The organism is Janthinobacterium sp. SUN118 (assembly GCF_030397695.1).
Classification (GTDB): domain Bacteria; phylum Pseudomonadota; class Gammaproteobacteria; order Burkholderiales; family Burkholderiaceae_D; genus Janthinobacterium.
The window spans coordinates 34,293-56,555 of record NZ_JAPUBV010000006.1 but is presented as its reverse complement, the minus strand read 5'-3'; the positions used below and the strand labels follow the sequence as shown (position 1 = coordinate 56,555).

20 protein-coding genes are annotated in these 22,263 nt (G+C 63.1%); 9 read left to right on the top strand and 11 right to left on the bottom strand.

The annotated features are described in order from the left end of the window. Positions 1–209: 209 nt before the first annotated feature. On the bottom strand, positions 210–386 hold the full coding sequence (locus O0880_RS25915; RefSeq protein WP_289889395.1) for a hypothetical protein: 177 nt from the start codon (positions 384–386) through the stop codon (positions 210–212). A gap of 268 nt (positions 387–654) precedes the next feature. Here O0880_RS25915 and metH point away from each other — a divergent pair, with 268 nt between their 5' ends. Both metH and O0880_RS25905 read left to right on the top strand, forming a co-directional pair. Then, a complete protein-coding gene (gene metH / locus O0880_RS25910) occupies positions 655–4,425 on the top strand; it encodes a methionine synthase (RefSeq protein WP_289889394.1) in 3,771 nt (1,256 codons plus the stop codon). A 112-nt stretch (positions 4,426–4,537) separates the two neighbouring features. Next, positions 4,538–4,909 (top strand): SPW repeat protein, encoded by a 372-nt coding sequence (locus tag O0880_RS25905; RefSeq protein ID WP_071325421.1) that lies wholly within the window; start codon positions 4,538–4,540, stop codon positions 4,907–4,909. Between the two features lie 184 nt (positions 4,910–5,093). On the opposite strand, the gene O0880_RS25900 is transcribed toward O0880_RS25905, so the two are convergent. The 8 genes from O0880_RS25900 to rsmB all read right to left on the bottom strand — a co-directional run bounded on the left by O0880_RS25900 (position 5,094) and on the right by rsmB (position 13,323). Beyond that, positions 5,094–6,374: an EAL domain-containing protein gene (locus O0880_RS25900; RefSeq protein WP_071325422.1), complete on the bottom strand. Its 1,281-nt coding sequence runs from the start codon at positions 6,372–6,374 to the stop codon at positions 5,094–5,096. A 137-nt stretch (positions 6,375–6,511) separates the two neighbouring features. After that, positions 6,512–7,291: a class II glutamine amidotransferase gene (locus O0880_RS25895; protein ID WP_289889393.1), complete on the bottom strand. Its 780-nt coding sequence runs from the start codon at positions 7,289–7,291 to the stop codon at positions 6,512–6,514. An 88-nt stretch (positions 7,292–7,379) separates the two neighbouring features. Beyond that, a complete protein-coding gene (locus O0880_RS25890) occupies positions 7,380–7,637 on the bottom strand; it encodes a DUF3567 domain-containing protein (RefSeq protein ID WP_071325424.1) in 258 nt (85 codons plus the stop codon). A gap of 142 nt (positions 7,638–7,779) precedes the next feature. Then, positions 7,780–8,181, bottom strand: coding sequence for a GTPase (locus O0880_RS25885; protein ID WP_289889392.1), 402 nt, complete (start codon positions 8,179–8,181; stop codon positions 7,780–7,782). Continuing rightward, complete coding sequence (locus tag O0880_RS25880; RefSeq protein WP_071325426.1) at positions 8,178–8,897, bottom strand: response regulator; 720 nt, start codon at positions 8,895–8,897, stop codon at positions 8,178–8,180. Before O0880_RS25880 ends, O0880_RS25885 begins: the two co-directional genes overlap by 4 nt. A 97-nt stretch (positions 8,898–8,994) precedes the next feature. Further along, positions 8,995–11,292, bottom strand: coding sequence for an ATP-binding protein (locus tag O0880_RS25875; RefSeq protein ID WP_071325427.1), 2,298 nt, complete (start codon positions 11,290–11,292; stop codon positions 8,995–8,997). Further along, positions 11,292–11,852 carry a DUF4390 domain-containing protein gene (locus O0880_RS25870; protein ID WP_232250981.1) on the bottom strand — a complete coding sequence of 187 codons (561 nt, stop codon included), beginning with the start codon at positions 11,850–11,852 and terminating at the stop codon, positions 11,292–11,294. Before O0880_RS25870 ends, O0880_RS25875 begins: the two co-directional genes overlap by 1 nt. A 43-nt stretch (positions 11,853–11,895) precedes the next feature. Continuing rightward, entirely contained in the window at positions 11,896–13,323 is a 1,428-nt protein-coding gene (gene rsmB, locus O0880_RS25865; RefSeq protein WP_289889391.1) for a 16S rRNA (cytosine(967)-C(5))-methyltransferase RsmB, read from the bottom strand. Between the two features lie 377 nt (positions 13,324–13,700). On the opposite strand from rsmB, the gene argS reads away from it, so the two are divergent. The 7 genes from argS to O0880_RS25830 are packed head-to-tail and all read left to right on the top strand — an operon-like array spanning position 13,701 to position 19,952. Continuing rightward, positions 13,701–15,410, top strand: coding sequence for an arginine--tRNA ligase (gene argS / locus O0880_RS25860; protein WP_289889390.1), 1,710 nt, complete (start codon positions 13,701–13,703; stop codon positions 15,408–15,410). Between the two features lie 20 nt (positions 15,411–15,430). Then, positions 15,431–16,141: an SPOR domain-containing protein gene (locus O0880_RS25855; protein WP_289889389.1), complete on the top strand. Its 711-nt coding sequence runs from the start codon at positions 15,431–15,433 to the stop codon at positions 16,139–16,141. A gap of 9 nt (positions 16,142–16,150) precedes the next feature. Next, on the top strand, positions 16,151–16,822 hold the full coding sequence (locus O0880_RS25850; protein ID WP_289889388.1) for a thiol:disulfide interchange protein DsbA/DsbL: 672 nt from the start codon (positions 16,151–16,153) through the stop codon (positions 16,820–16,822). Between the two features lie 49 nt (positions 16,823–16,871). After that, positions 16,872–17,666: an SDR family oxidoreductase gene (locus O0880_RS25845; protein WP_289889512.1), complete on the top strand. Its 795-nt coding sequence runs from the start codon at positions 16,872–16,874 to the stop codon at positions 17,664–17,666. Positions 17,667–17,681: 15 nt separating this feature from the next. After that, a complete protein-coding gene (locus O0880_RS25840; RefSeq protein ID WP_071325434.1) occupies positions 17,682–18,482 on the top strand; it encodes a biotin--[acetyl-CoA-carboxylase] ligase in 801 nt (266 codons plus the stop codon). 4 nt (positions 18,483–18,486) lie between these two features. After that, positions 18,487–19,260 carry a type III pantothenate kinase gene (locus O0880_RS25835; RefSeq protein WP_289889387.1) on the top strand — a complete coding sequence of 258 codons (774 nt, stop codon included), beginning with the start codon at positions 18,487–18,489 and terminating at the stop codon, positions 19,258–19,260. Continuing rightward, positions 19,254–19,952: an SPOR domain-containing protein gene (locus O0880_RS25830; RefSeq protein WP_071325436.1), complete on the top strand. Its 699-nt coding sequence runs from the start codon at positions 19,254–19,256 to the stop codon at positions 19,950–19,952. The genes O0880_RS25835 and O0880_RS25830 overlap by 7 nt, the downstream gene beginning before the upstream one ends. Positions 19,953–20,067: 115 nt before the next feature. On the opposite strand, the gene O0880_RS25825 is transcribed toward O0880_RS25830, so the two are convergent. After that, on the bottom strand, positions 20,068–21,105 hold the full coding sequence (locus tag O0880_RS25825) for a septal ring lytic transglycosylase RlpA family protein (RefSeq protein ID WP_289889386.1): 1,038 nt from the start codon (positions 21,103–21,105) through the stop codon (positions 20,068–20,070). Continuing rightward, entirely contained in the window at positions 21,105–22,220 is a 1,116-nt protein-coding gene (rodA, locus tag O0880_RS25820) for a rod shape-determining protein RodA (protein ID WP_071325438.1), read from the bottom strand. Before rodA ends, O0880_RS25825 begins: the two co-directional genes overlap by 1 nt. Between the last annotated feature and the right edge of the window lie 43 nt (positions 22,221–22,263).

Here is a 22,263-nt window from a genome sequence, read left to right as displayed (position 1 = left end):
GTGCGCTGGCAAGGGAAAGACGGGAGAAATGTGACATATCGGTGACTTTTGGTGAGAATTTAATTTCCGGGAACCAATATTATCGGTCAATTTGATTCCGAAGGACAACTATTAATGCTTTTGATTCAATTGGTTTTGATAATAATTAATGTATCTGCTTGGCAAGCTTTATTAGGAGCATTATTGGCGTCATTCTGTGTTGTTCTAAATCAAGATTGTTTCCCCATACACCTATTGCCATTCCATTCATGAAAAATATTTTGATCAGGCACAAATAATGTGGGAATTTTTCCACAGCATAGAGATGCTGCTTTCTCGCCAACTTTGGCGGAAGAATTAACATTTTCAGTAAGATTTTCAGGAATGTAATTTTTGAGGACGGACATGCCATGGCCGCCACAGGACAGGCGCAGGGGCACGATGTGTTGCGTAGACGGCCGCAGACTGGGGCTGGGCCGCTTTTGCTCAAAACCAAAGCAGCCTGATGCCGTATAATTTTAGACCCGGTGAAATCCGGCGATTGCCACCTTCTGCCCGCCCTACCCGGCCGGCACTCTCCGCCAGCCGACCCTGCTGGCCCGCAACGCCCCGTCACCGCGCCGCCGCCCGTTTGCCTATTGAAAGCATGAAATGAACGATACCGTGATCCCCGCCATGTCCCCGACCGAAGCCACGCTGCGCGCCATCCTGGCGCGCCGGATCATGATCCTCGACGGCGCGATGGGCACGATCATCCAGCAGTACAAGCTCGATGAAACCGCCTACCGTGGCGGTCCCGCAGGCCGTTTCATCGATTTCGCCGCGCCCGCCGACAGCGGTGCGCGCGAACTGTTCGTCAAGGGCAATAACGAGCTGCTGACCCTGACGCAGCCGCAGATCATCCAGGAAATCCATGAGCGCTACCTGGCGGCCGGCGCCGACCTGATCGAAACGAATACCTTCGGCGCCACGACGATCGCCCAGGACGATTACCACATGGCCCACCTGGCCTATGAAATGAACGTGCAGGCCGCCAAACTGGCGCGCGCCGCCTGCGACAAGTACTCCACCCCGGACAAGCCGCGCTTCGTCGCCGGCGCCCTGGGCCCCACGCCGAAGACGGCGTCGATCTCGCCGGACGTCAACGACCCGGCCGCGCGCAACGTCACCTTCGACCAGCTGGTGGCCGCCTACCTGCAGCAGACGCAGGGCCTGGTGGAAGGCGGCGCCGACGTGCTGCTGGTGGAAACCATCTTCGATACCCTGAACTGCAAGGCGGCCCTGTTCGCCATCGACCTGTTCTACGAGCAAAACCCCACCGTCGTGCGCCTGCCCCTGATGATTTCGGGCACCGTCACGGATGCGTCGGGACGCATTTTGTCGGGCCAGACCGTGCCCGCCTTCTGGAATTCCGTGCGCCACGCGAAACCGCTGACCATCGGCCTGAACTGCGCGCTGGGCGCCGCCCTGATGCGTCCGTACGCGGAAGAGCTGGCCAAGATCGCCGACACCTTTGTCTGCATCTACCCGAATGCGGGCTTGCCCAATCCCATGAGCGACACGGGCTTCGACGAGTTGCCGGCCGACACCTCCGCGCTGCTGCGCGAATTCGCCGACGCGGGCTTCCTGAACATGGCGGGCGGCTGCTGCGGCACCACGCCCGAGCACATCGCCGCCATCGGCGAGCTGCTGTCGAAAAACACCCCGCGCACCGTGCCGGCGCCGTCACACGACTTGCGCCTGGCGGGCCTGGAACCGTTTGTCGTCAACGACGAGTCGCTGTTCGTCAACGTGGGCGAGCGCACCAACGTCACGGGCTCGAAGGCGTTCGCGCGCATGATTCTCAACGAGCAATACGACGAAGCCTTGTCCGTGGCCCGCCAGCAAGTTGAAAACGGCGCGCAAGTAATCGACATCAACATGGACGAGGCGATGCTCGATTCGCTGGCGGCCATGACGCGCTTTTTGAACCTGATCGCGTCCGAACCCGATATTTCGCGCGTACCCATCATGGTCGATTCGTCGAAATGGTCGGTCATCGAAGCGGGCCTGAAATGCGTGCAGGGCAAGGCCATCGTCAATTCCATCTCGATGAAGGAAGGCGAGGAAGAATTCCTGCGCCAGGCCAGGCTGTGCCGCCGCTACGGCGCCGCCGTCATCGTCATGGCCTTCGACGAGAAGGGCCAGGCCGACACCTTCGAGCGCAAGATCGAAATTTGCGCACGCGCCTATCATTTACTGATCGATGCGCTGGACTTCCCGCCGGAAGACATCATCTTCGATCCGAACATCTTTGCCGTCGCCACCGGCATCGAAGAGCACAACAACTACGCCGTCGACTTCATCAACGCCACGCGCTGGATCAAGGAAAACTTGCCGTACGCGAAGATCTCGGGCGGCGTGTCGAACGTGTCATTCAGTTTCCGCGGCAACGATCCTGCCCGCGAAGCCATCCATACTGTCTTCCTGTACCACGCCATCAAGGCCGGCATGACCATGGGCATCGTCAACGCCGGCATGGTGGGCGTGTACGACAACCTGGACCCGGAATTGCGCGAGCGCGTGGAAGACGTGGTGCTGAACCGCCGCGAAGACTCGACCGAGCGCATGATCGAATTTGCCGGCACCCTGAAGGCGGGCGGCAAGGCCGAGGCGCAGACCCTGGCCTGGCGCGAAGGCACGGTACAGCAGCGCCTGTCGCACGCGCTGGTGCATGGCATCACGCAATTCATCGTGGAAGACACGGAAGAGGCGCGCCAGGAACTGCTGCACAATGGCGGGCGCCCCATCCACGTGATCGAAGGGCCCCTGATGGCCGGCATGGACGTGGTCGGCGACCTGTTTGGGCAAGGTAAAATGTTCCTGCCGCAAGTGGTGAAATCGGCGCGCGTGATGAAACAGGCCGTGGCCCACCTGATTCCATTTATCGAGGAAGAAAAGCTGCTGGAAGAGCAGCGCACGGGCATCGTCGCCAAGCCGAAGGGCAAGATCATCATGGCGACCGTGAAAGGCGACGTGCATGACATCGGCAAGAACATCGTCACGGTGGTTCTGCAGTGCAACAACTTCGAAGTGGTAAACATGGGCGTGATGGTGCCGTGCTCGGAAATCCTCGCCCGCGCCAAGGTGGAAAACGCGGACATCATTGGCTTGTCCGGCCTGATCACGCCGTCGCTGGAAGAAATGGCGTATGTCGCCAAGGAAATGCAGCGCGACGAACATTTCCGCATGCTCAAGATTCCCCTGCTGATCGGCGGCGCCACGACCAGCCGCGCCCATACGGCCGTGAAAATCGCGCACAACTACGAAGGCCCCGTCATCTATGTGCCGGACGCCTCGCGTTCCGTGTCCGTGGCGCAATCGTTGCTGACGCCGGAACAGCGCGACAAGTACGTCGAAGACATCGAGCTCGATTACGCGCGCATCCGCGAGCAGCACGCCAACAAGAAGGCCCTGCCCATCCTGCCGCTGGCGCAGGCGCGCGCCAACAAGATGCGCGTGCCCTTCGACGGTCCCTGCACGCCAGTGAAACCGAAGTTCATCGGCCGCCGCGTCTTCAAGAACGTCGACCTGGCCGCCCTGGCCAACTATATCGACTGGGGCCCGTTCTTCCAGACCTGGGACCTGGCAGGTCCCTTCCCCGCCATCCTCACCGATGAAGTGGTGGGCGACGCGGCCACCAAGGTGTATGCGGAAGGCCAGGCCTTGCTGAAAAAACTCATCGACGGGCGCTGGCTGACGGCCAATGGCGTCGTATCCTTGCTGCCAGCCAACAGCGTCAATGACGACGATATCGAGGTGTACACGGACGATACGCGCAGTAACGTGGCGTTCACGTATTACGGCATGCGCCAGCAGGGTGTCAAGCCCGTCGTCGACGGCGTGCAGCGTCCCAACCAGTGCCTGGCCGATTTTATTGCGCCCAAGGAATCGGGCGTGAAGGATTACATCGGCATGTTCGCCGTGACGTCCGGCCTCGGCATCGAGAAATACGAGAAGCGCTTCGAGGATGCGCACGACGATTACTCGTCCATCATGTTGAAATCGCTGGCCGACCGCCTGGCCGAGGCGTTTGCCGAATACCTGCACGAGCGCGTGCGCAAGGATTTGTGGGGCTACGTGCCGGACGAGCAACTGAGCAACGACGACATGATCGCGGAGAAATACGTGGGCATCCGTCCCGCGCCAGGCTACCCGGCCTGCCCCGAACATACGGTCAAGAAAGAGATGTTCGAGGTCATGCAGGCCGAGGAAATCGGCATGCAGCTGACGGAATCGTATGCCATGTTCCCCGGCGCGGCCGTTTCCGGCTTCTATTTTGCCCACCCGGAGTCGAAATACTTCGTTGTCGGCAAGATCGGCATGGACCAGGTGGAAGACATGGCCAAGCGCCGTGGCGCCAGCATCGAGGATGTGGAACGCTGGCTGGCACCCAATCTGTCATAATATATGGACAAGGCGCGCGGAACTTATCGCGCGCCGAAGCGCACTAACGCAGTATGCCGGCCGGCATGCTGCATGCCCGCTCCGGCCCGTTCCCAACTGGCAAGGAGGATATATGGCAACCAATTTCAAACTCAAACGCTGGCAGGATCAGGTGATCCTGTTGCTGGGCCTGTGGCTGGTCGTCTCGCCATGGGCATTTTCCTATCCCGAAGGCTCGCCGCAGATGATCAACGCCTTTGTCTCGGGCCTCGTCATCGCCGTGCTGGCCGCCTTCGACCTGTACAAGACCTATTTCTGGGCCGTCGTCGTCAACCTGCTGGTGGGCGTCTGGGTCGCCGCCTCGCCGTGGATACTACGGCTGGCCGAACAGCGCGTCGTCCTGTGGAACGAGCTGATCGTCGGCATCGCCGTCGTCATCCTCGCCCTGTGGGAACTACGCACCGATCCGGAGCTGCACAAGCACTGGCCCGGCGCCGCCGCCTAGCGCCGCTACAGGCGCAAAAAAGCCCTGCCACGGCAACGCCGTGCAGGGCTCTCAAAAAATGGCAATCCGGGACGGAAAATTCGGGCAGGCCGGATTAGGCCGCCGGCCGTAATCCGACATCACTACGATCAGCATCAACAATGTCGTCGGATTACGCGTGGCCTGACGGCCGCGCTAATCCGACCTACAGCGCGTAGCGGACGACGTTATCGCTCCATTCGTAAGCGGCCATTTCCAGCTCCACCAGGTCGTCCGGCGACATGGCCAGGTCGCGCAGGGTCGGCACGATCTCGCCTTCCATGTCTTCGATGCGTTCGATGCATTCGGCCAGGCGCAGCAAGTCGCCATAGAAACCTTCGCGCGACAGCAGCGCTTCGGCCACTTCGTCGATCACTTCGATCTGACTCAGGATTTCCGACATCGGCACGCCGAACAGGGTATCCATCAGGGACATGATGCCGACCGTAAAGGCGATATCGGCGGAATGGGCGTGGTTCGGACGCAGTTTATGCGCGAGCAATTCCAGCAGACGGCCGCGCGTTGTGGCCAGCATCAGCAGCGGCGTCATGCTATGGCCCCGCTTGCTTGGTTCCGCATACAGCATGATTTGCAGCCAGCGCTGCAGCTGACGGCGGCCCAGCACGGTGACGGCCTGGCTCAGCGAATCGATGCGCTGGCGCGCGCCCACGGCCGGCGTATTGACTAAACGCAGCAAGTTCAGGGCCAGCGACACGTCACGCTTGATGGCGCGTTCGATATCCATGTTGTCGGCGTCCGACGTCACCAGGGTCATCAGTTCCATGACGGCCAGTTGCGACGGCGACAGCTTCTTGCCCGTCATGATGGCCGGCTTGGCAAAGTAATAACCCTGGAAGTAATCGAAGCCCAGGTCCAGGCCCGACTTGAATTCTTCGCGCGTCTCGACCTTTTCCGCCACCAGTTTCTTCTGTTCCTGCTTGAAGCGGGGCGCCAGCGTCGCCAGCACTGCCGGGTCGACGGTGCTCATGTCCATCTTCACATATTGCACCAGCGGCAACAATTCCTGCACTTGCGCCGTGTCGGCCACGACGTTTTCCAGCGCGAAGGTAAAGCCGTGGCCCACCAGCTCGCTGATGCGCGCGCGCAGCGCCGGCGTCACTTGCATCGATTCGACGATTTCCAGCACGACTTTTTCGCGCGGCAAGAAAACGAAGATGTCGCTCATGATCACATCGGCATCGACGTTGACGAAACCGAGCGCATCGCCGATGACCTTTTCCATGCCCAGCTGCGAAGCATGGGCGATGACGGTAGCCGTGGCGGACAGGTCGCTGGTAATGTTGGCGGGCCCGACCGGAGCGTTGCGGAATAGCAACTCATAGCCAAACAAGGCTTGATTGCGGTCAAGAATAGGTTGTCGCCCCAGATAAAACTCGCGCACGCGCAAGGGTTTCGGGGTGATGTCGTTGCTGGAAATATCGATCATTAAATCTTCATCAATCACGTCGAGTGACACTGGCCGCGCCGCGCCCGCATCAAGGTTCACTATTGACAATACTTTAGCTGAATTTCGCCCGCGCTGTGGGTATTTTGGCAGTAATAAAGATTATTGTCGTCAACAAATTAGGCCGTTGCAGGTTCTTGCACCATACCGTCGACAAATAACTTCAACTCACCGGGCGCAAACGCCGTCCATTGCTCGTTGGTTGTCAGCGGCTGGGTGACGATCACGGCCACCCGGTCCTGCGGCGTGGTCACCTGGGAAAAGTCCACGCTCAAGTCTTCATCGGAGAGTTTAGCAGTTGGAAACGGATGTTGTCGCACCAGATAATGCAAACTGGTCGAGCAATGGGCAAACAGGGCTTCGCCGCTGGACAGCATCATGTTGAACGTACCATGCGCGGCGATGCTCGGCAACAGCTCGGCCAGCGCCGCATGCAGCTGCGGCAGCGCCGGCGGGGCGTCGCCAAAGCGCGCGTGCAGTTCCTGCAGCAGGTAGCAAAAGGCCAGTTCGCTGTCCGTGCAGCCGACAGGACGGTAACTGCCCGTCAGCACGGGATGGAACTCCTTCAAGTCGCCATTGTGGGCAAATACCCAGTAGCGGCCCCACAGCTCGCGCACGAACGGGTGGCAGTTCTCCAGCGCCACCTGGCCTTGCGTTGCTTTACGAATATGCGCGATGACATTGCGCGACTTGATGGGATAACGCTTGATCAGTTCGGCTACGGGCGAGGCGATGGCCGCCTGGTGGTCGACGAAATGGCGCACGCCGGCACCCTCGAAAAAGGCGATACCCCAGCCGTCGTGGTGGGTATCGGTATGGCCGCCGCGCATGGCGAAGCCGGTAAAACTAAAGACAATGTCCGTAGGGACATTGCAATTCATTCCGAGAAGTTGGCACATGGTCTGTTTGCAGCTGGATAACACAGCCACCATACCATGCCGGCTTGCGGATTGGTATGGTGGCGATCGCCATCAAACGACCCCGGCTTTAATGCAGCAGCACGGGCTGGCTCATGAGGGAATCATAGCTGCCCAAAAATTCATCGATCTCTTCCATGCTCGGTTCGCTGGCGATCAATTCCGTGACGTCGCGGCGGAAATTCTGGGCCAGGACGCCGGCGATAAACGTCTCGCGCTTGCCGCCCTTGTCGACGATTTCATAGCCGCCAAAGCGCAGGGCTTCCAGGTCGCGGTCGGCGCCGAATTCCACGACGCTATATTGTTCGCTGTTATAGATGAGGTTCATTTTGCATCCTTCGCTCAAGCAGGAGAAGCTCCTGCGGTGTCAGAACAGAGGTGGGGTTCACATGGCGCCATTTCAAGCGGCCATGCCACCCTGCGGGCTACAGAGTTGTAACGAGATGCAAACTGCGGCTGCGGTACGTCAGTCAGGAAACCAGCAGATCCGGCTCGAGGGCCAGCAGGACATCGTAGGGACTGGCCGTCAGCCAGGTGCGCAATTGCTCGATGTGCGAGGCGTCGGCCAGGCTGATGAACAAGCGCGCGGGCGGATGGCGCAGCAGACGATTCAATGTTACACGCAATACGAGATTGCCGCTGCAGCACAGGCAACCGGGTGCGATACGCAACAATTGCAAAGGAAATGATGGGGAAGGAGAAACTTGCTCGGCCAGGTCGGCCAGGATGGAGTTGCCGTCGGCCAGCCCTTCCAGGATCACGGCGGCCGGCTGGTCCGGCAGCAGGGCTTGCGCAATGGCAGCTTCGCGCTCACCGGCACGCCCGCCACTGACCAGGGTCAGCGGCGTCGCGTGCCGCGCGGCTGCCGTCACAGGCTTTTCTTGGCCAGCTTGCCCGGTTCGACACCCAGCTGTTTCAGCTTGCGGTACAAATGGGTACGCTCGAGGCCCGTTTTCTCGGCCACGCGGGTCATGCTGCCCCCTTCGCGGCCCAAATGGTGTTCGAAATACATGCGCTCGAACGCATCGCGCGCCTCGCGCAGCGGCAAGTCGAACGACAGGTTGTAGCCATGGCCTTCGGCCACCGCCGGCATGGCGATGCCTGGACGCACCATCAACTGCTGCGGCGCGCTGCCGCCAAAGCTGGGCACGGGATGGCTGCTTTCCTCCGCCACGACGGGCGCCACCGGACGCGGCGCCACGCTCGGCGCGCGCACGGTTTCCTGTGCCCGCGTCAAGCCTTGCTGGACGGCCTTGAGCAGCTTTTGCAGGGCAATCGGCTTTTCCAGGAAGTTCAGTGCGCCGATGCGTGTCGCCTCGACGGCCGTATCGATGGTGGCGTGGCCCGACATCATGATCACCGGCATGGTCAGCAAGCCATCGCGCTGCCATTCCTTGAGCAAGGTCACGCCATCGGTATCGGGCATCCAGATATCGAGCAATACCAGATCCGGCGCACCTGCCGCCCTTGCCTCGCGTGCCTGCTGCGCATTCTCGGCCAGCTGGATAGCATGTCCTTCGTCGCCCAATATTTCCGAGAGCAACTCACGGATACCCATTTCATCATCCACTACGAGTATGTTTGCCATTCGTGTCTTGCCTTCCTCATTTCGCCGACCGTCGCGCACAAGATGCACGCGCGGACAACTATGATTTTATTAGTGTTTTAAATACTAAACCAGACGCTCACGCCAGGAATTCCTGGGCAGGAGTGTCGGGAGCTAACTTTAACAGCAAAATGACCACCGAAGCGCCATTGCCGTCGACCCGGTTCTCGATATCGATGCGTCCGCCATGTTCATCGATAATTTTCTTCACCATCGCCAGGCCCAGGCCCGTGCCGCGCGCCTTCGACGTGACGTAAGGCTCGAAGGCCCGCGCCAGGATCTTCGGCGCGAAACCAGGACCATTGTCGGTGATTGCCAGCCGCACGGCGATATTCACGCCACCGTCCGCACTGCGATAATGAATTGCTTCCGTCCTTACGTCAATCCGCGGATGCGGCGAGTCCGGCGGCAAGTCCGCCATGGCGTCCTGCGCGTTCTGCAGCAAGTTATGGATAACCTGGCGCAGCTGGGTCGGATCGCCCATCACCATCGGCAGATTCGGCGCCAGCAGCGGGTGGATGATATCGCCATCATCGCCGCGCAGGTACAGGTTCAGGATCTCTTCGATCAGCTCGTTCAAGCGCAGCGGCACCAGCACGGCAGGCGGCGTGCGCGCATAGTCGCGGAAGTCGTCGACCATGCGCTTCATCGCATCGACCTGCTTGACGATGGTGGTGGTGGCGCGGCTGAGCAGGTCGGCGTCCGGCTGCTCCAGCTTGCCTTCGAGCTTCATCTGCAGGCGTTCGGCCGACAGCTGGATGGGCGTCAGCGGATTCTTGATTTCATGTGCCAGGCGGCGCGCCACCTCGCCCCAGGCGATCGAACGCTGCGCGGAAATGACGTCGGAAATATCATCGAAGACGACGATATAGCCGCTGCCCGATTCCAGCGGCAGGCGCGAACCGCGCGCCAGCAGGGCGATGTCATGCTCATCGGCACTGCTGCCGACGCGGCGCGGAATCTCGATCTGCCGCTGCCAGTGCAGGCGCTGCTGGTTGCGGCCCGATGCCGATTGCGCGCTCTGCGCCGTGAAGGCGCTGATGATGGCCGCGCCGAATTCTTCCATTCCAGCAACATTTGCCAGCGGCTGGCCCACCATGCTGGCGCCCGAATGCTGGAGGATGCGCTCGACCGATTCATTGCAAGTCACCAGTTTGAAATCGCCGTCGAGCACCATCACGCCGGCCGACATGTTCGCCAGCACGGATTCCAGGTGGGCCTTGGCGTTCTGCAGCGCGGCGCGGTTGCTTTCGACGGCCGTGCGCGCATCGAGCAACTGGCGCGTCATGATGTTGAACGACTGCGTCAACGTGCCCAGCTCGTCCTTGGAAGCGACGATGGGGCGCGGCGACAGGTCGCCCTCGGCCACGGCCCGCGTGCCTTCGGCCAGCAGCAGCAAGGGCTGCGCCAGGTTGCCGGCGATCAGGAAGGCGCTGCCGATGGCGCCAAAGATGGCCAGCAGCAAGGTCAAGGTGAGGATTTCCATGTACATCTTGCGCAGGCCCACGCGCGCGACGAAACGCTCCTTGTATTCGCTGTAGGCGGCGCGCAGCATCTCGCCGTTGGTGGCCAGCTTGGGTGGCACCGATTGCAGCAATTGCAGGTAGCGGGGCGACACGGACGGTCCCGGCACGACCACCAGCACGCGCAAGCGCAGGCCGGCGGCCGCGTCGACGCCCGCGGGCGGCCCGGCGCGGATGCCGCCGCCGCCCGATTCCATGCTGTCGTCATGCAATTCCAGCCCGCCTTCGGCGGAGGCATAGCCGGCCGGCAAGGCCGCCTGCGCCAGCATGGCCGGCGTCGGCAAGTCGGCCGCGCTGTGCGGGCCGGCACTGGCCAGCAGGACGCCATCGCCGCTGACGATCATGACATTTTGCATGCCCTCTTCGCGCAGCAGGCTCGTCAGTACCGCCGGACCGGCCACCGGGTCGCTGCCCAGCTCCTCGACGGCCTTGTGGCCACGGTGGTCGAGCTCGACCAGGGCCGCATCGAGGCCGGCGCGGCCCAGTTCCAGGCCCGACTCGAGCGCCGCTTCAATCTTGACGTTGAACCACGATTCGATCGAATGGGAAACGAATTGCACGGAGACGAGGAAAATCACGAGGCCGGGCAGGATGCCGACGGCGGCGAACAGCATCACCAGGCGCATCATCAGCTTGGAGCCGAACTTGCCGCTCTTGTAGCGGGCATACAGGCGGCCCAGCGAAATGCCGACCAGCGCCAGCAGGGACACGGCCACAGCGGCGTTCAGGCCCAGCAGCCAGGTGTAGTAGCGGTCGAAGAAACCGGAATTATCGGAAGCCGAGGCCAGCAGGAACAGCAGGATACTGACAATGCCGCCGCCCACCACCAGCAGATAGCGCAATGCTTGACTCACTACTCCGCCGTATACAAGAAGGTTTTTTTATTCGAAGCCAGGCGCCAGTCGCTGTTATTGAAGGCATTGACCTGTATCGGCTTGGGCAGGTAGTCGCGGTCCATGCCCATGCGCAGGGTCACGTTATACGTCTGTCCCACTTTCAGCGCGCCGCGCGGCGCCACCAGCCAGCGGCTGGGCCGGCGGATCAGGAACAGCGCATCGTCCAGGGTGGCAAAGCTTTGCTGCAAGCCGCCGCCCGACACATGGTACTGGCGCGTCAGCACGTTGTACGACAGCCGGCTGGTCTGGCGCGCAACGATGGCCTTTTCATCGAACCAGTACCAGCGGGGCCGCGTCAGTTCGATTTCCGTCGTGAAAAACAGCGGCACACCGTGCTGCACGGCATCATCGAGGTCGTGATTGAGTTCAAAGGAATAGGTGGCGGCCAGCTTGTAGCCTTCTTCGCTCGACTCGATGTAGGCACGCGTGATCTCGACCATATCGGCGGCCTGCGCGCGCGGCATGGTACACGCCAGCATCAGCAGCAGGGCCAGGAGTCGGAAGAGTCGTGTTGTCACAAGTGTGCCGGTGTAGTCCGTAGGAAAAGATTCGACGTATCGCTCAAGTCGCATTTTTTTGGAACAGCGCATAGAACAAACCGTCATGGTCCTGCTCCGCGCTGCCAGTCGGCAACAGCTGACCAGGAGCTGTCAACCGGGTCGCATTATTGCGCACCGCAAATGCCGCCGCCTGTGCCTCGGACTCTTGCGGCCACAGTGAACAAGTCACGAACAGCAATTTACCATCGGGGCGCAGCATCTGCCACAGGTTGTCCAGAATTTTGGATGAAAGTGTTGCAAGTTGGAACGCATCGCCCTTGCGGCGCAACCAGCGGATGTCCGGATGGCGCCGCACGATGCCCGAGGCCGTGCACGGCACGTCGGCCAGGATGCGGTCGTACTGCTGGCCATCCCACCACGCGCTCGATTGCGCATCCTGCGCCTTCAAGGTCGCGTCCAGGCCCAGGCGCTCGAGGTTTTCCGCGATGCGCGGCAGGCGTTTGGCATCGGCATCGATGGCCGTGACGTGCACATCGGCCAACTCGAGGATGTGGCAAGTCTTGCCGCCAGGCGCGGCACAGGCGTCCAGCACGCGCATGCCGTCCTGCAAGTCCAGCAGCGGCGCGGCCAATTGCGCGCCGGCATCCTGTACGGAAACGACACCCTGTTCGAAGCCGGGAATCAGGGCCACGCCGATCGGCTTGTCCAGGCGCACGGCAAACGGCCCCACCTGGCGCGCGGCGATGCCAGCGTCCGCCAGCACGGCCAGGTACGCTTCCACCGTGCTCTTGCGGCGATTCACGCGCAAGGTCAGTGGCGGTACGGCATTGCCCGCCGTCAAAATGGCTTGCCAGTCGCGGGGATAGGCCAGGCGCAGCGAATCGATCCACCACTGCGGATAATTCCATTGCGCCAAGGGTTGCTGCAGGGCCGCTTCCAGCAAGGACTTGCGCTCGCGCAAGAAACGGCGCAAGACGGCGTTCACCATGCCCTTGGCATGCGCCAGGTCAGGGTGCGACGTGGCCACCGTGACAGCCTGGTCCACAACGGTAAACTCTTCGTACGGCTGCTCGCCCGGCTCGGCGGACATCAGAGACAGCGCGCAGCACAGCAGCGCGGCCAGCATCGGCGGCTCGGGCGCCTTCGACGTCATCAGGCCGACCAGGGTTTCGCTGCGGCCCAGCTGGCGCATGGTGCGGTAGGAAATATCCTGGATGGCGCCGCGCGCTTGCGGGCTGGCGTTCGATTGCGCAAACACCTTGGCCAGCGCCTGCGGCAGGGCCGTGCCCGTGCGCACTTGCGCCACAGCATTGGCAGCGCCCAGCAGGCAAAACGCCAGCGAGTCGGCACGCAAATCGGGTTGGAAGCCAGGCTGCAAGACCGGTTTCAAGTCGGGATGGTAGCTGGGACGCAATTTCGGCGCGGCAGGTGCGGCAAACTGGCCTGGCGCCGGCTTGGTTTTCAATTTCAGCGTGGGGCGCTTGTTCATAAATTATCCGGTGTGGCTGCGCGCGGCTGGCGGCATGGGGCAGATTCGCGGCCGCGCGTCATCAATAAAGGGTCGATTGTAGCGTTTGTGGCGGCCTCTGGACCAAGCGATTGCAGTGATACGGGTAAATTGCGGCAAAAAACTGCATATATACAAGCAGAATGCGCCATGCTGATGTTTTCGTGCACCAGCACGGGCGTGCCTTCCTGATAATATCGTGAAATGCCCCCGCATGGGTGCGCCGCTGGCAAGCGTATTGTTCCCGGCGGCAAACCAGTATAATTAACGCAGTCTGGGCGGCTGTCACCACTTGCCGTCCGTTTTGCTTTTTGATTCATTCTATTCATTCTTAACGCGGTTCCACCGCCATCCTGCTCATGCTCGCCCAACAGAAACAAGAAATCATCGCCCTGTTCCAGGCCGCCCTCGCTCCCGTCCTGGCCGGCACTTCGCTGACGCCATCCGTGGTGCTCGAGCGACCACGCGATGCATCGCATGGCGACGTCGCCTGCAATATCGCCATGCAACTGGCCAAGCAGCTGAAACAGAATCCGCGCGAACTGGCGCAAACCATCGTCACCGCCGTGCTGGCCAATCCGGCCGGCAAAGGCCTGGTCGAAGCGGTGGAAATCGCCGGCCCCGGCTTCATCAACGTGCGTGTGTCCGCCGCCGCGAAACAGGCCGTGGTGAAAACCATCCTCGGCGAAGGCGCCGATTACGGCCGCAGCACGGCAGGCGCCGGCAAGCAGGTCATCCTCGAATTCGTCTCGGCCAATCCGACCGGTCCGCTGCACGTGGGCCACGGCCGCCAGGCGGCCCTGGGCGACGCCCTGTCGTCGCTGTTCGACGCGCAAGGTTTCAAGGTCACGCGCGAGTTCTACTATAACGACGCGGGCGTGCAGATCCAGACCCTGGCCAATTCCGTGCAGGCGCGCGCGCGCGGCTTCAAGCCCGGCGATGCCGAATGGCCGGAGTCAAGCTACAACGGCGACTACATCGCCGACATCGCCAACGATTTCAAGGCCGGCAAGACCGTCTCGGCCAGCGATGGCCAGCCTGCCACGGCCAACGGCAACGTGGACGACATCGATTCGATCCGCCCGTTTGCCGTCACCTACCTGCGCAACGAGCAGGACATCGACTTGCAGGCGTTCGGCGTGAAGTTCGACAATTACTACCTCGAGTCGTCGCTGTACGCCGACGGCAAGGTCAACAGCGCCGTGGAAACGCTGATCAAGGCGGGCCACACGTATGAGCAGGATGGCGCGCTGTGGCTGCGCACCACCGACTTCGGCGACGACAAGGACCGCGTCATGCGCAAGACGGACGGCACCTACACGTATTTCGTGCCGGACGTGGCGTATCACCTGGTGAAATGGCAGCGCGGCTTCGTACAGGCGATCAACATCCAGGGCAGCGACCACCACGGCACCATCGCGCGCGTGCGCGCCGGCCTGCAGGCGGTCGACATGGGCATCCCGCAAGGCTACCCCGACTACGTGCTGCACAAGATGGTCACCGTCATGAAGGACGGCGAGGAAGTGAAGATCTCGAAGCGCGCTGGCTCCTACGTCACCGTGCGCGACCTGATCGAATGGTCGGGCGGCGGCGACATCGCCAAGGGCCGCGACGCCGTGCGCTTCTTCCTGATCTCGCGCAAGGCCGACACGGAATTCGTCTTCGACGTCGACGTGGCGCTGAAAACGACCGATGAAAACCCGGTCTATTACGTGCAGTACGCGCACGCGCGCATCTGCCGCATCCTGGAAAACTGGGGCGGCGATGAAAGCACGATCGCCGGTGTTGACTTGTCGCCACTGACGGCGCCGACCGAGGCGACCCTGCTGGCGACCCTGGCCGCCTATCCGGAAACGCTGGCGCGCGCGCAAGCCGAACTGGGGCCGCACCAGGTGGCGTTCTACCTGCGCGACCTGGCGGCCAACCTGCACAGCTTCTACTTTGCCGAAAAAGTGCTGGTCGAGGACGACACCGTCAAGCTGGCCCGTCTGGCGCTGGTCATCGCCGCGCGCCAGGTGCTGCGCAATGGCCTGGCACTGATTGGCGTATCCGCGCCAAATAAAATGTAATCGCGAAGGTCAAACCGCAAATGAGTCACGCTTCCCGCTTTTCTTCCGCCCGGCGCCAGCAGGGCAATACCCTGGTCGGCATCATCATCGGCCTGGTCATCGGCCTGGGCATCGCCGTGGTGGTCGCCCTGGTGATCACCAAGGGGACCTCGCCATTCACCGACAAGTCGGGCAAGGCCGGCAAATCGGCCGAGCCGACGGCCGGCCAGATCGCCGACCCGAACAAGCCGATGTACGGCAACAAGGAAGCGGCCAAGGAAGCGGCGCGCGATTTTTCCAAGGAACCGCGCGAAATCAACACGCCAACGCAGCCGGCCGCGCCGGCTCCCGCACCGGCGCCAGCGCAGCAGCCAAAGGCGCCGCCGCCTGACGCGCTGCAAGAACTGATCGGCACCCTGAAGGACAAGCCGGCGCCGAAAGCGCCAGCTGCCGCTCCTGCGCCGCAAGCCAAGGCCGACGTGAAAGCCGAGGCCAAGGCCGATGCGGCCGGCGACAAATGGATTTATTATCTGCAGGCCGGCGCCTTCCATGACATGGCGGACGCCGAAAGCACGCGCGGCAAACTGGCGCTGCTCGGTTTCGAAGCGGCCATCAGCGACCGCAGCACCGACGCCGGCGTGCTGCACCGCGTGCGCATCGGGCCATTCAACCAGCTTGAGGCCATGAACCGCGCACGCACCAAACTGTCCGAAAACGGCATCGATGTCGCCGTCGTCCGCAACCAAAAATAAGGAACCAGCATGCGTTTTCTGAAGAAATTCCTGTTCGCCGCCGCCCTGTGCACCGCCGCCGTGGGCGCATCTGCCTCGCCGGCCGATCCGAAGAATGGCGTCGAGTATGAAACCCTGCCGACGCCGCAGACGACGGACGCGGGCAAGAAGATCGAAGTGACGGAGTTTTTCGCGTATTACTGCCCGCATTGCAATGTGCTCGAACCGCAACTGGCCGCCTGGGTCAAGAAACAGGGCGACAACATCGTCTTCAAGCGCGTGCACGTCTCGCGCGATGACAGCGTGGCGCCGCAACAGCGCCTGTTCTTCACCCTGCAAGCCATGGGCCTGCTCGACAAGCTGCATGTCAAGGTGTTCCAGGCCATGCACGTGGAGCGCAACCGCCTCAACACCGACGACGCCGTGTTCGACTTCGTCGCCAAACAGGGCGTGGATCGCCAGAAGTTCATCGACACCTACCGTTCGATGGGTATCTCGGCCCGCGTGCGCCATGCGGACGCCATGATGCAGGCGTATAACGTGACGTTCTGGCCCATGATCGCCATCGATGGCCGCTACATCACCTCACCGTCGCAAGCGGATCAAGGCAGCAAGTCGGCCAGGACCGAAGAGCAGCTGAACGCCCAGGCGTTGACCGTGATGGACGTGCTGGTCGCGAAAGCCAAAGCGGAAAAGAAATAAGCATGGACACCTGCCTGGCGCGCCCGGACACCGCCGCGTGCATCGCCTGATGCACGGCGCGCCTTACAGCGTGTTCATCACGGGCGCGTCGAGCGGACTGGGCGCCGCCCTGGCGCTGCAGTACGCGCGCCAGGGCGCCACGCTGGGCCTGCTGGCCCGCCGCGGCGACACCCTGCAGCAACTGATCGCCTCCCTGCCCCACCCTGAACGCCACCGCGCATATGCCGTCGACGTGTGCGACCACGCCGCCCTGAAAAGCGCGGCCGCCGACTTCATCGGCTACGCCGGGCGCATCGACGCCGTCATCGCCAGTGCCGGCGTGTCGTTTGGCACCCTGACCGAACACGCGGAAGACCTCGACGCGTTCGCGCGCCTCATCGCCATCAACGTCACGGCCACCGTCGCCACCTTCGCACCCTTCATCGCCGCCATGAAAAGCCAGGGCAGCGGGCGCCTGGTCGGCATCGGCAGCGTGGCCGGCATCCGCGGCCTGCCTGGCGCGGAAGCGTACAGCGCCTCGAAGGCGGCCGTCATCAGCTACTGCGAATCGCTGCGCCTGGAATTGAAACCTGCGGGCATCAAGGTCGTCACCATCACCCCCGGCTACATCGACACGCCGATGACGCGCCACAACGCCTACCGCATGCCCTTCCTGATGCCGGCCGAGCGATTCGCCGCACGCGCCGCGCGCGCCATCGCCGACGGCGACAGCTACCGCGTGATCCCGTGGCAGATGGGCGTGGTGGCCAAGCTGCTGCGCGTGCTGCCCAACGCGGTGTATGACCTGGCCTTCGCGAATGCGCCGCACAAGGCGCGCAGCAAGCCATCCGGCGACAGCCTGTAACACCCAGATACCCCCATGACGAAGCATACAGACCTGAACAGCGCGGCCATTGCCGCCCATTGCGCCACCGGCGCCGCCCACGTGGCCATCGAAGTGGTCGATGAAACCGGCTCCACCAACGCCGACCTGCTGGCGCGCTGCGCCACCCTGGCCGGCCCCACGCTGCGCATCGCCGGCCAGCAGACGGCGGGCCGCGGCCGCGCCGGACGGCCGTGGGTGTCGCAGCCGGACGCCAGCCTGATGTTCTCGCTGGCCTGGCGCTTCAAGGGCCCGCTGCATCAGCTGGTGGGCTTGCCGCTGGCCGTCGGCGTGGCGCTGGCCGAGACCATGTCGTCGCTGGGCGTGCCGGTGCAATTGAAGTGGCCGAACGACCTGCTCAAGGATGGCCATAAACTGGCCGGCATCCTCGTCGAGACGCAGCAGGCGCAAGGCAACGATGGCGGCGTGTGGGCCGTGATCGGCTGCGGCATCAACCTGCTGATGCCCGATGCGCTGGAACAGCAGATCGGCCGCAGCGTCTCGGCCGTGCCCTGGCTGGCGCAAATGGAACGCAACACCCTGGTGGCGGCCCTGCTCAGCCGCCTGGCCGGCGTGCTGGCCGAATTCGACGACACGGGTTTTGCGCCGTTTACGGAACGCTGGAACGCGCTGCACGCCTGGCAAGGCCAGCACGTGAAAATCCTCGACAATGGCCAGCTGCTGCAGCAAGGCGTGGCGGCCGGCGTGGACCACCTGGGCCGCCTGCTGCTGCGCACCGATGGCGGCCTGCAGGAAGTCATGTCCGGCGACGTCTCGCTGCGCCTGACCCAGGAGTAAGCACATGCTACTGCTCATCGACGCCGGCAATACGCGCATCAAATGGGCGCTGTCCGCCCCCGCCAGCACGGCGGGAGCCTGGCTGGCCAGCGGCACCGTGGCGCATGCGCAGCTCGATACCCTGGCCGCCGCCTGGGCCAGCCTGGACATTTCTGGCGTGCTGCTGTCGAACGTGGCGGGGACGGCCATCGGCGCGCGCCTGCGGGCGCAGCTGCCGGCCTTGCCGCCGCCGGCGATCGCCACCTTTGCCTCGCTGCCGCGACTGGCCGGACTGAGGAACGACTACCGCGACCCGGCGCAGCTGGGCTGCGACCGCTTTGCCGCCGCCATCGGCGCGCATGCGCTGGCGCCGGGCCAGGCCGTCATCGTCGCCAATTGCGGCACCGCCACCACCATCGACGCCATCACGGCCGACGGTGTCTTCCTGGGCGGGATGATCCTGCCCGGGCTGGGACTGATGGCCAGTTCGCTGGCGCGCAACACGGCGCAACTGCCGCAGATCGCCGGCGACAGCCCCCTGCCGGCCGGTTTCGCCGACAATACGGATGACGCCATCCTCTCCGGCTGCCTGGCGGCGCAGGCGGGCGCCATCGAACGGGCCGTGCGCATGCATGGCGCCAGCGCCTGCCTGCTGTCGGGCGGCGCCGCATCCCGCATCGCGCCCGCCCTGACGCTACCGGTGCCGCTGCAGCTGGTGGACAATATCGTCATGATCGGCCTGCAGGCGGCCGCGCGCAGCGGCGAAGAAGCAGGACAACAAGGAACACACGCATGCTGAAATTCGTCTTCTGGCTGCTGGCCGGCGTCAACCTGCTGGTGTTTGCCATCGGCCAGGGTTACCTGGGCAGCTTTCGCAGCGAGACGCGCGAACCGGCGCGCCTGAAGAACCAGCTGCAGGCCGGCAAGCTCACCTTGCTGACGCCGGAACAGGCAACCGCTCCCGCCGCGCCGCCGGCCGCCGAACAGGCCGCCGCGGCGACGCCTGCCGTGCCGGCGCCACCGCTATCGTACGCATGCACGGAAGTGGGCAATTTCCTGCTGGCCGATGGCCGCCGTTTCGAAGCGCAAGTGGCTGCGCTGGACCTGGGCGACCGCCAGTCGCGCCGCAACGTGGCCGGCCAGGATATCTCGAGTTATATGGTGTACATCCCGCCGCAGGGCAGCAAGGAAGGCGCCGAGCGCAAGGCCGGCGAATTGAAGCAGCTGGGCGTGACGAATTATTTCATCATGGGTGACGGCAGCCCGATGCGCTGGGGCATTTCGCTGGGCGTGTTCAAGTCGGAAGGCAGCGCGCAGAACCAGCTGGCATCGCTCAACAAACAGGGCGTGCACAGCGCCCGCGTCGCGCCCCGCTACAGCGCCAGCAAGCAGCTGGCCTATCAGTTCCGCGACCTCGACGCCGCCACGCGCGCGCGCCTGGAAAAAATCAAGGCGCAGTTCCCCGACCAGGATCTGCGCAGCTGCAAGTAAGCTTCAACCTGGCGCGCCTGACACAATGCCCAGGCCCAGGCGCTGCGCCGCAGGCAGTACGCATGGATAGCCAGGCGCGGCAACAACACACGAACTTTTTTCACACGCTTTACGTCTAGCGTTGAATCACGATCGGCTTGATGCCGGTCGACTCGGGCAAGCTGGCCGCCGCCCGCGCCGCATCGGCGCGGCTCGAGAATGGACCGCCGTACAGGCGGAACAGATTCCCCGCCTGCACCACGCCCAGGGTGCCCAGGGCCGTGTAGGGCTCCAGGCGCGCGCGGCCCGTTTCCGCATTGTCGGCGCGCGAATACGCGCCCAGCTGCAGATAGAAGCCGCTGGCCAGCGCCGCCGGTGCAGGCGCGGCGACCGTCGCGTCGACGGGCAGCATCTGCGTCGACACTTCCGGCTGCACCACGGCCTCCGTCTCCACCGGCGTGTCGATGGAAATGGCGACCACGGAGGGCACGGGTTTCGGCGCCGCGCGTGCCGCCAGGATGGCGTCGATATCGGCCGGCAGCAGGCGCTCGACCACCACCTGGTGGCTGCCCTTGCCCAGGAAGCCCAGTTTCAGCGCCGCAGTGTACGACACGTCGATCACGCGCGTGGCGTGGAACGGGCCGCGGTCGTTGATGCGCACGATCACCTGCTCGCCGCTCTCGATGCTCGTCACGCGCGCATACGATGGAATCGGCAAGGTCGGGTGGGCCGCCGTCATCTTGTACATATCGTAGATCTCGCCCGACGAGGTGCGCTGGCCATGGAATTTCTTGCCATACCAGGTGCCCGTGCCGCGCTGCGTAAACGGTTCGTTATTCGTGATCGGCGTGTAGGTCTTGCCGAAGACGACGTAAGGACGGTTCGAGCGCGTGGAATACGGCTCGTTGCGCACTTCCGCATCGGGCACGTCGCGCAGGTTCGGCGGTGGGCTGTCGCCCGGACCATCATCCTTGTAATAGCCGCCGCGCCCGGAACCGGCCGCCGGCAAAGCCGGCAAGGTGGGATCCTGGCGCACGGGGGACTTGACCTTGCCGCCGGACGGCATCGGGACGTTGGCCGGCGGCTTTTGCGGCGTCGTGCCGCAGGCGGCCAGGGTCAGCAGGACTGCGAGGCCCAGACCACGCGCGGCGCAGGTATCGTAAGGCGCGCGCATCAGGTCTGCACCAGCTTGCGATGGCGCTGTATGCTCATCAGGATACCGGTCGCCACGCCCAGGGTCAGCAGCGCGGTGCCGCCATAGCTAAGGAATGGCAAGGGCACGCCGACCACCGGCAGGATGCCGCTGACCATGCCCATGTTTACAAAGGCGTAAGTAAAGAAAATCATCGTTATCGCTCCTGCCAGCAGGCGAGTGAAAAAACTGGGGGCGTTGGCGGCGATCATCATCCCCCGTCCCACCAGCAGCAAATACATCAGCATCAGGATCAGATTGCCGACCAGGCCGAATTCCTCGGAATAGACGGCAAAAATGAAGTCGGTCGTGCGCTCCGGGACAAACTCCAGGTGCGCCTGCGTGCCATGCGTCCAGCCCTTGCCCGTCACGCCGCCGGAGCCGATGGCGATGATGGACTGGATGATGTGGAAACCCTTGCCCAGCGGGTCCTTGGTCGGGTCGATCAGCATCATCACGCGGTCGCGCTGGTAATCATGCAGGTGCGACCAGGCGATCGGCAGGCAGGAGACAAAGGTGATCAGCAGGCCGGCCAGCACCTTCCACGACAGGCCGGCCAGGAAAATCACGGTGAAGCCGGCGGCCACCACCAGCAGCGCCGTGCCCAGGTCGGGCTGGCGCGCAATCAGGTAGACGGGCACCAGCAGCAGCACGGCCGCCACCAGGAACGATTTCCAGCGCAGGGCGCCGGCATTGTGCTGGAAAAACCAGGCCAGCATCAGCGGCGTGGCGATCTTCAGGAATTCGGACGGCTGGATATCGATCACGCCGATATGCAGCCAGCGCCGCGCACCGAGCTTGATGGTGCCGAACAGCGCCACGGCCACCAGCAGCAGTACCGAAATCGTGTAGGCGGGCACGGCGATGCGCATCATCATCTGCGGCGTCACATTGGCCGCCATCCACATGACGAAAAAGCACAGCAGGATGTTGCGCAGGTGGTCTTCGATCTTGCCGGGGATGCCGATGCTGGCCGAATACAGGGTCAGCAGGCTGGTGCTAAGCAGCATCAGGATGATGATCATCAGCGGCGGATCGAACACCGCCAGATAGGGTTTGGCGCGCCGCCACAGCGAGCGCCTCTCGTTAATGGGCATGTGCTTCCTTATTGCCTTGAGGTCTGGCGCGCCGCCATGGCGA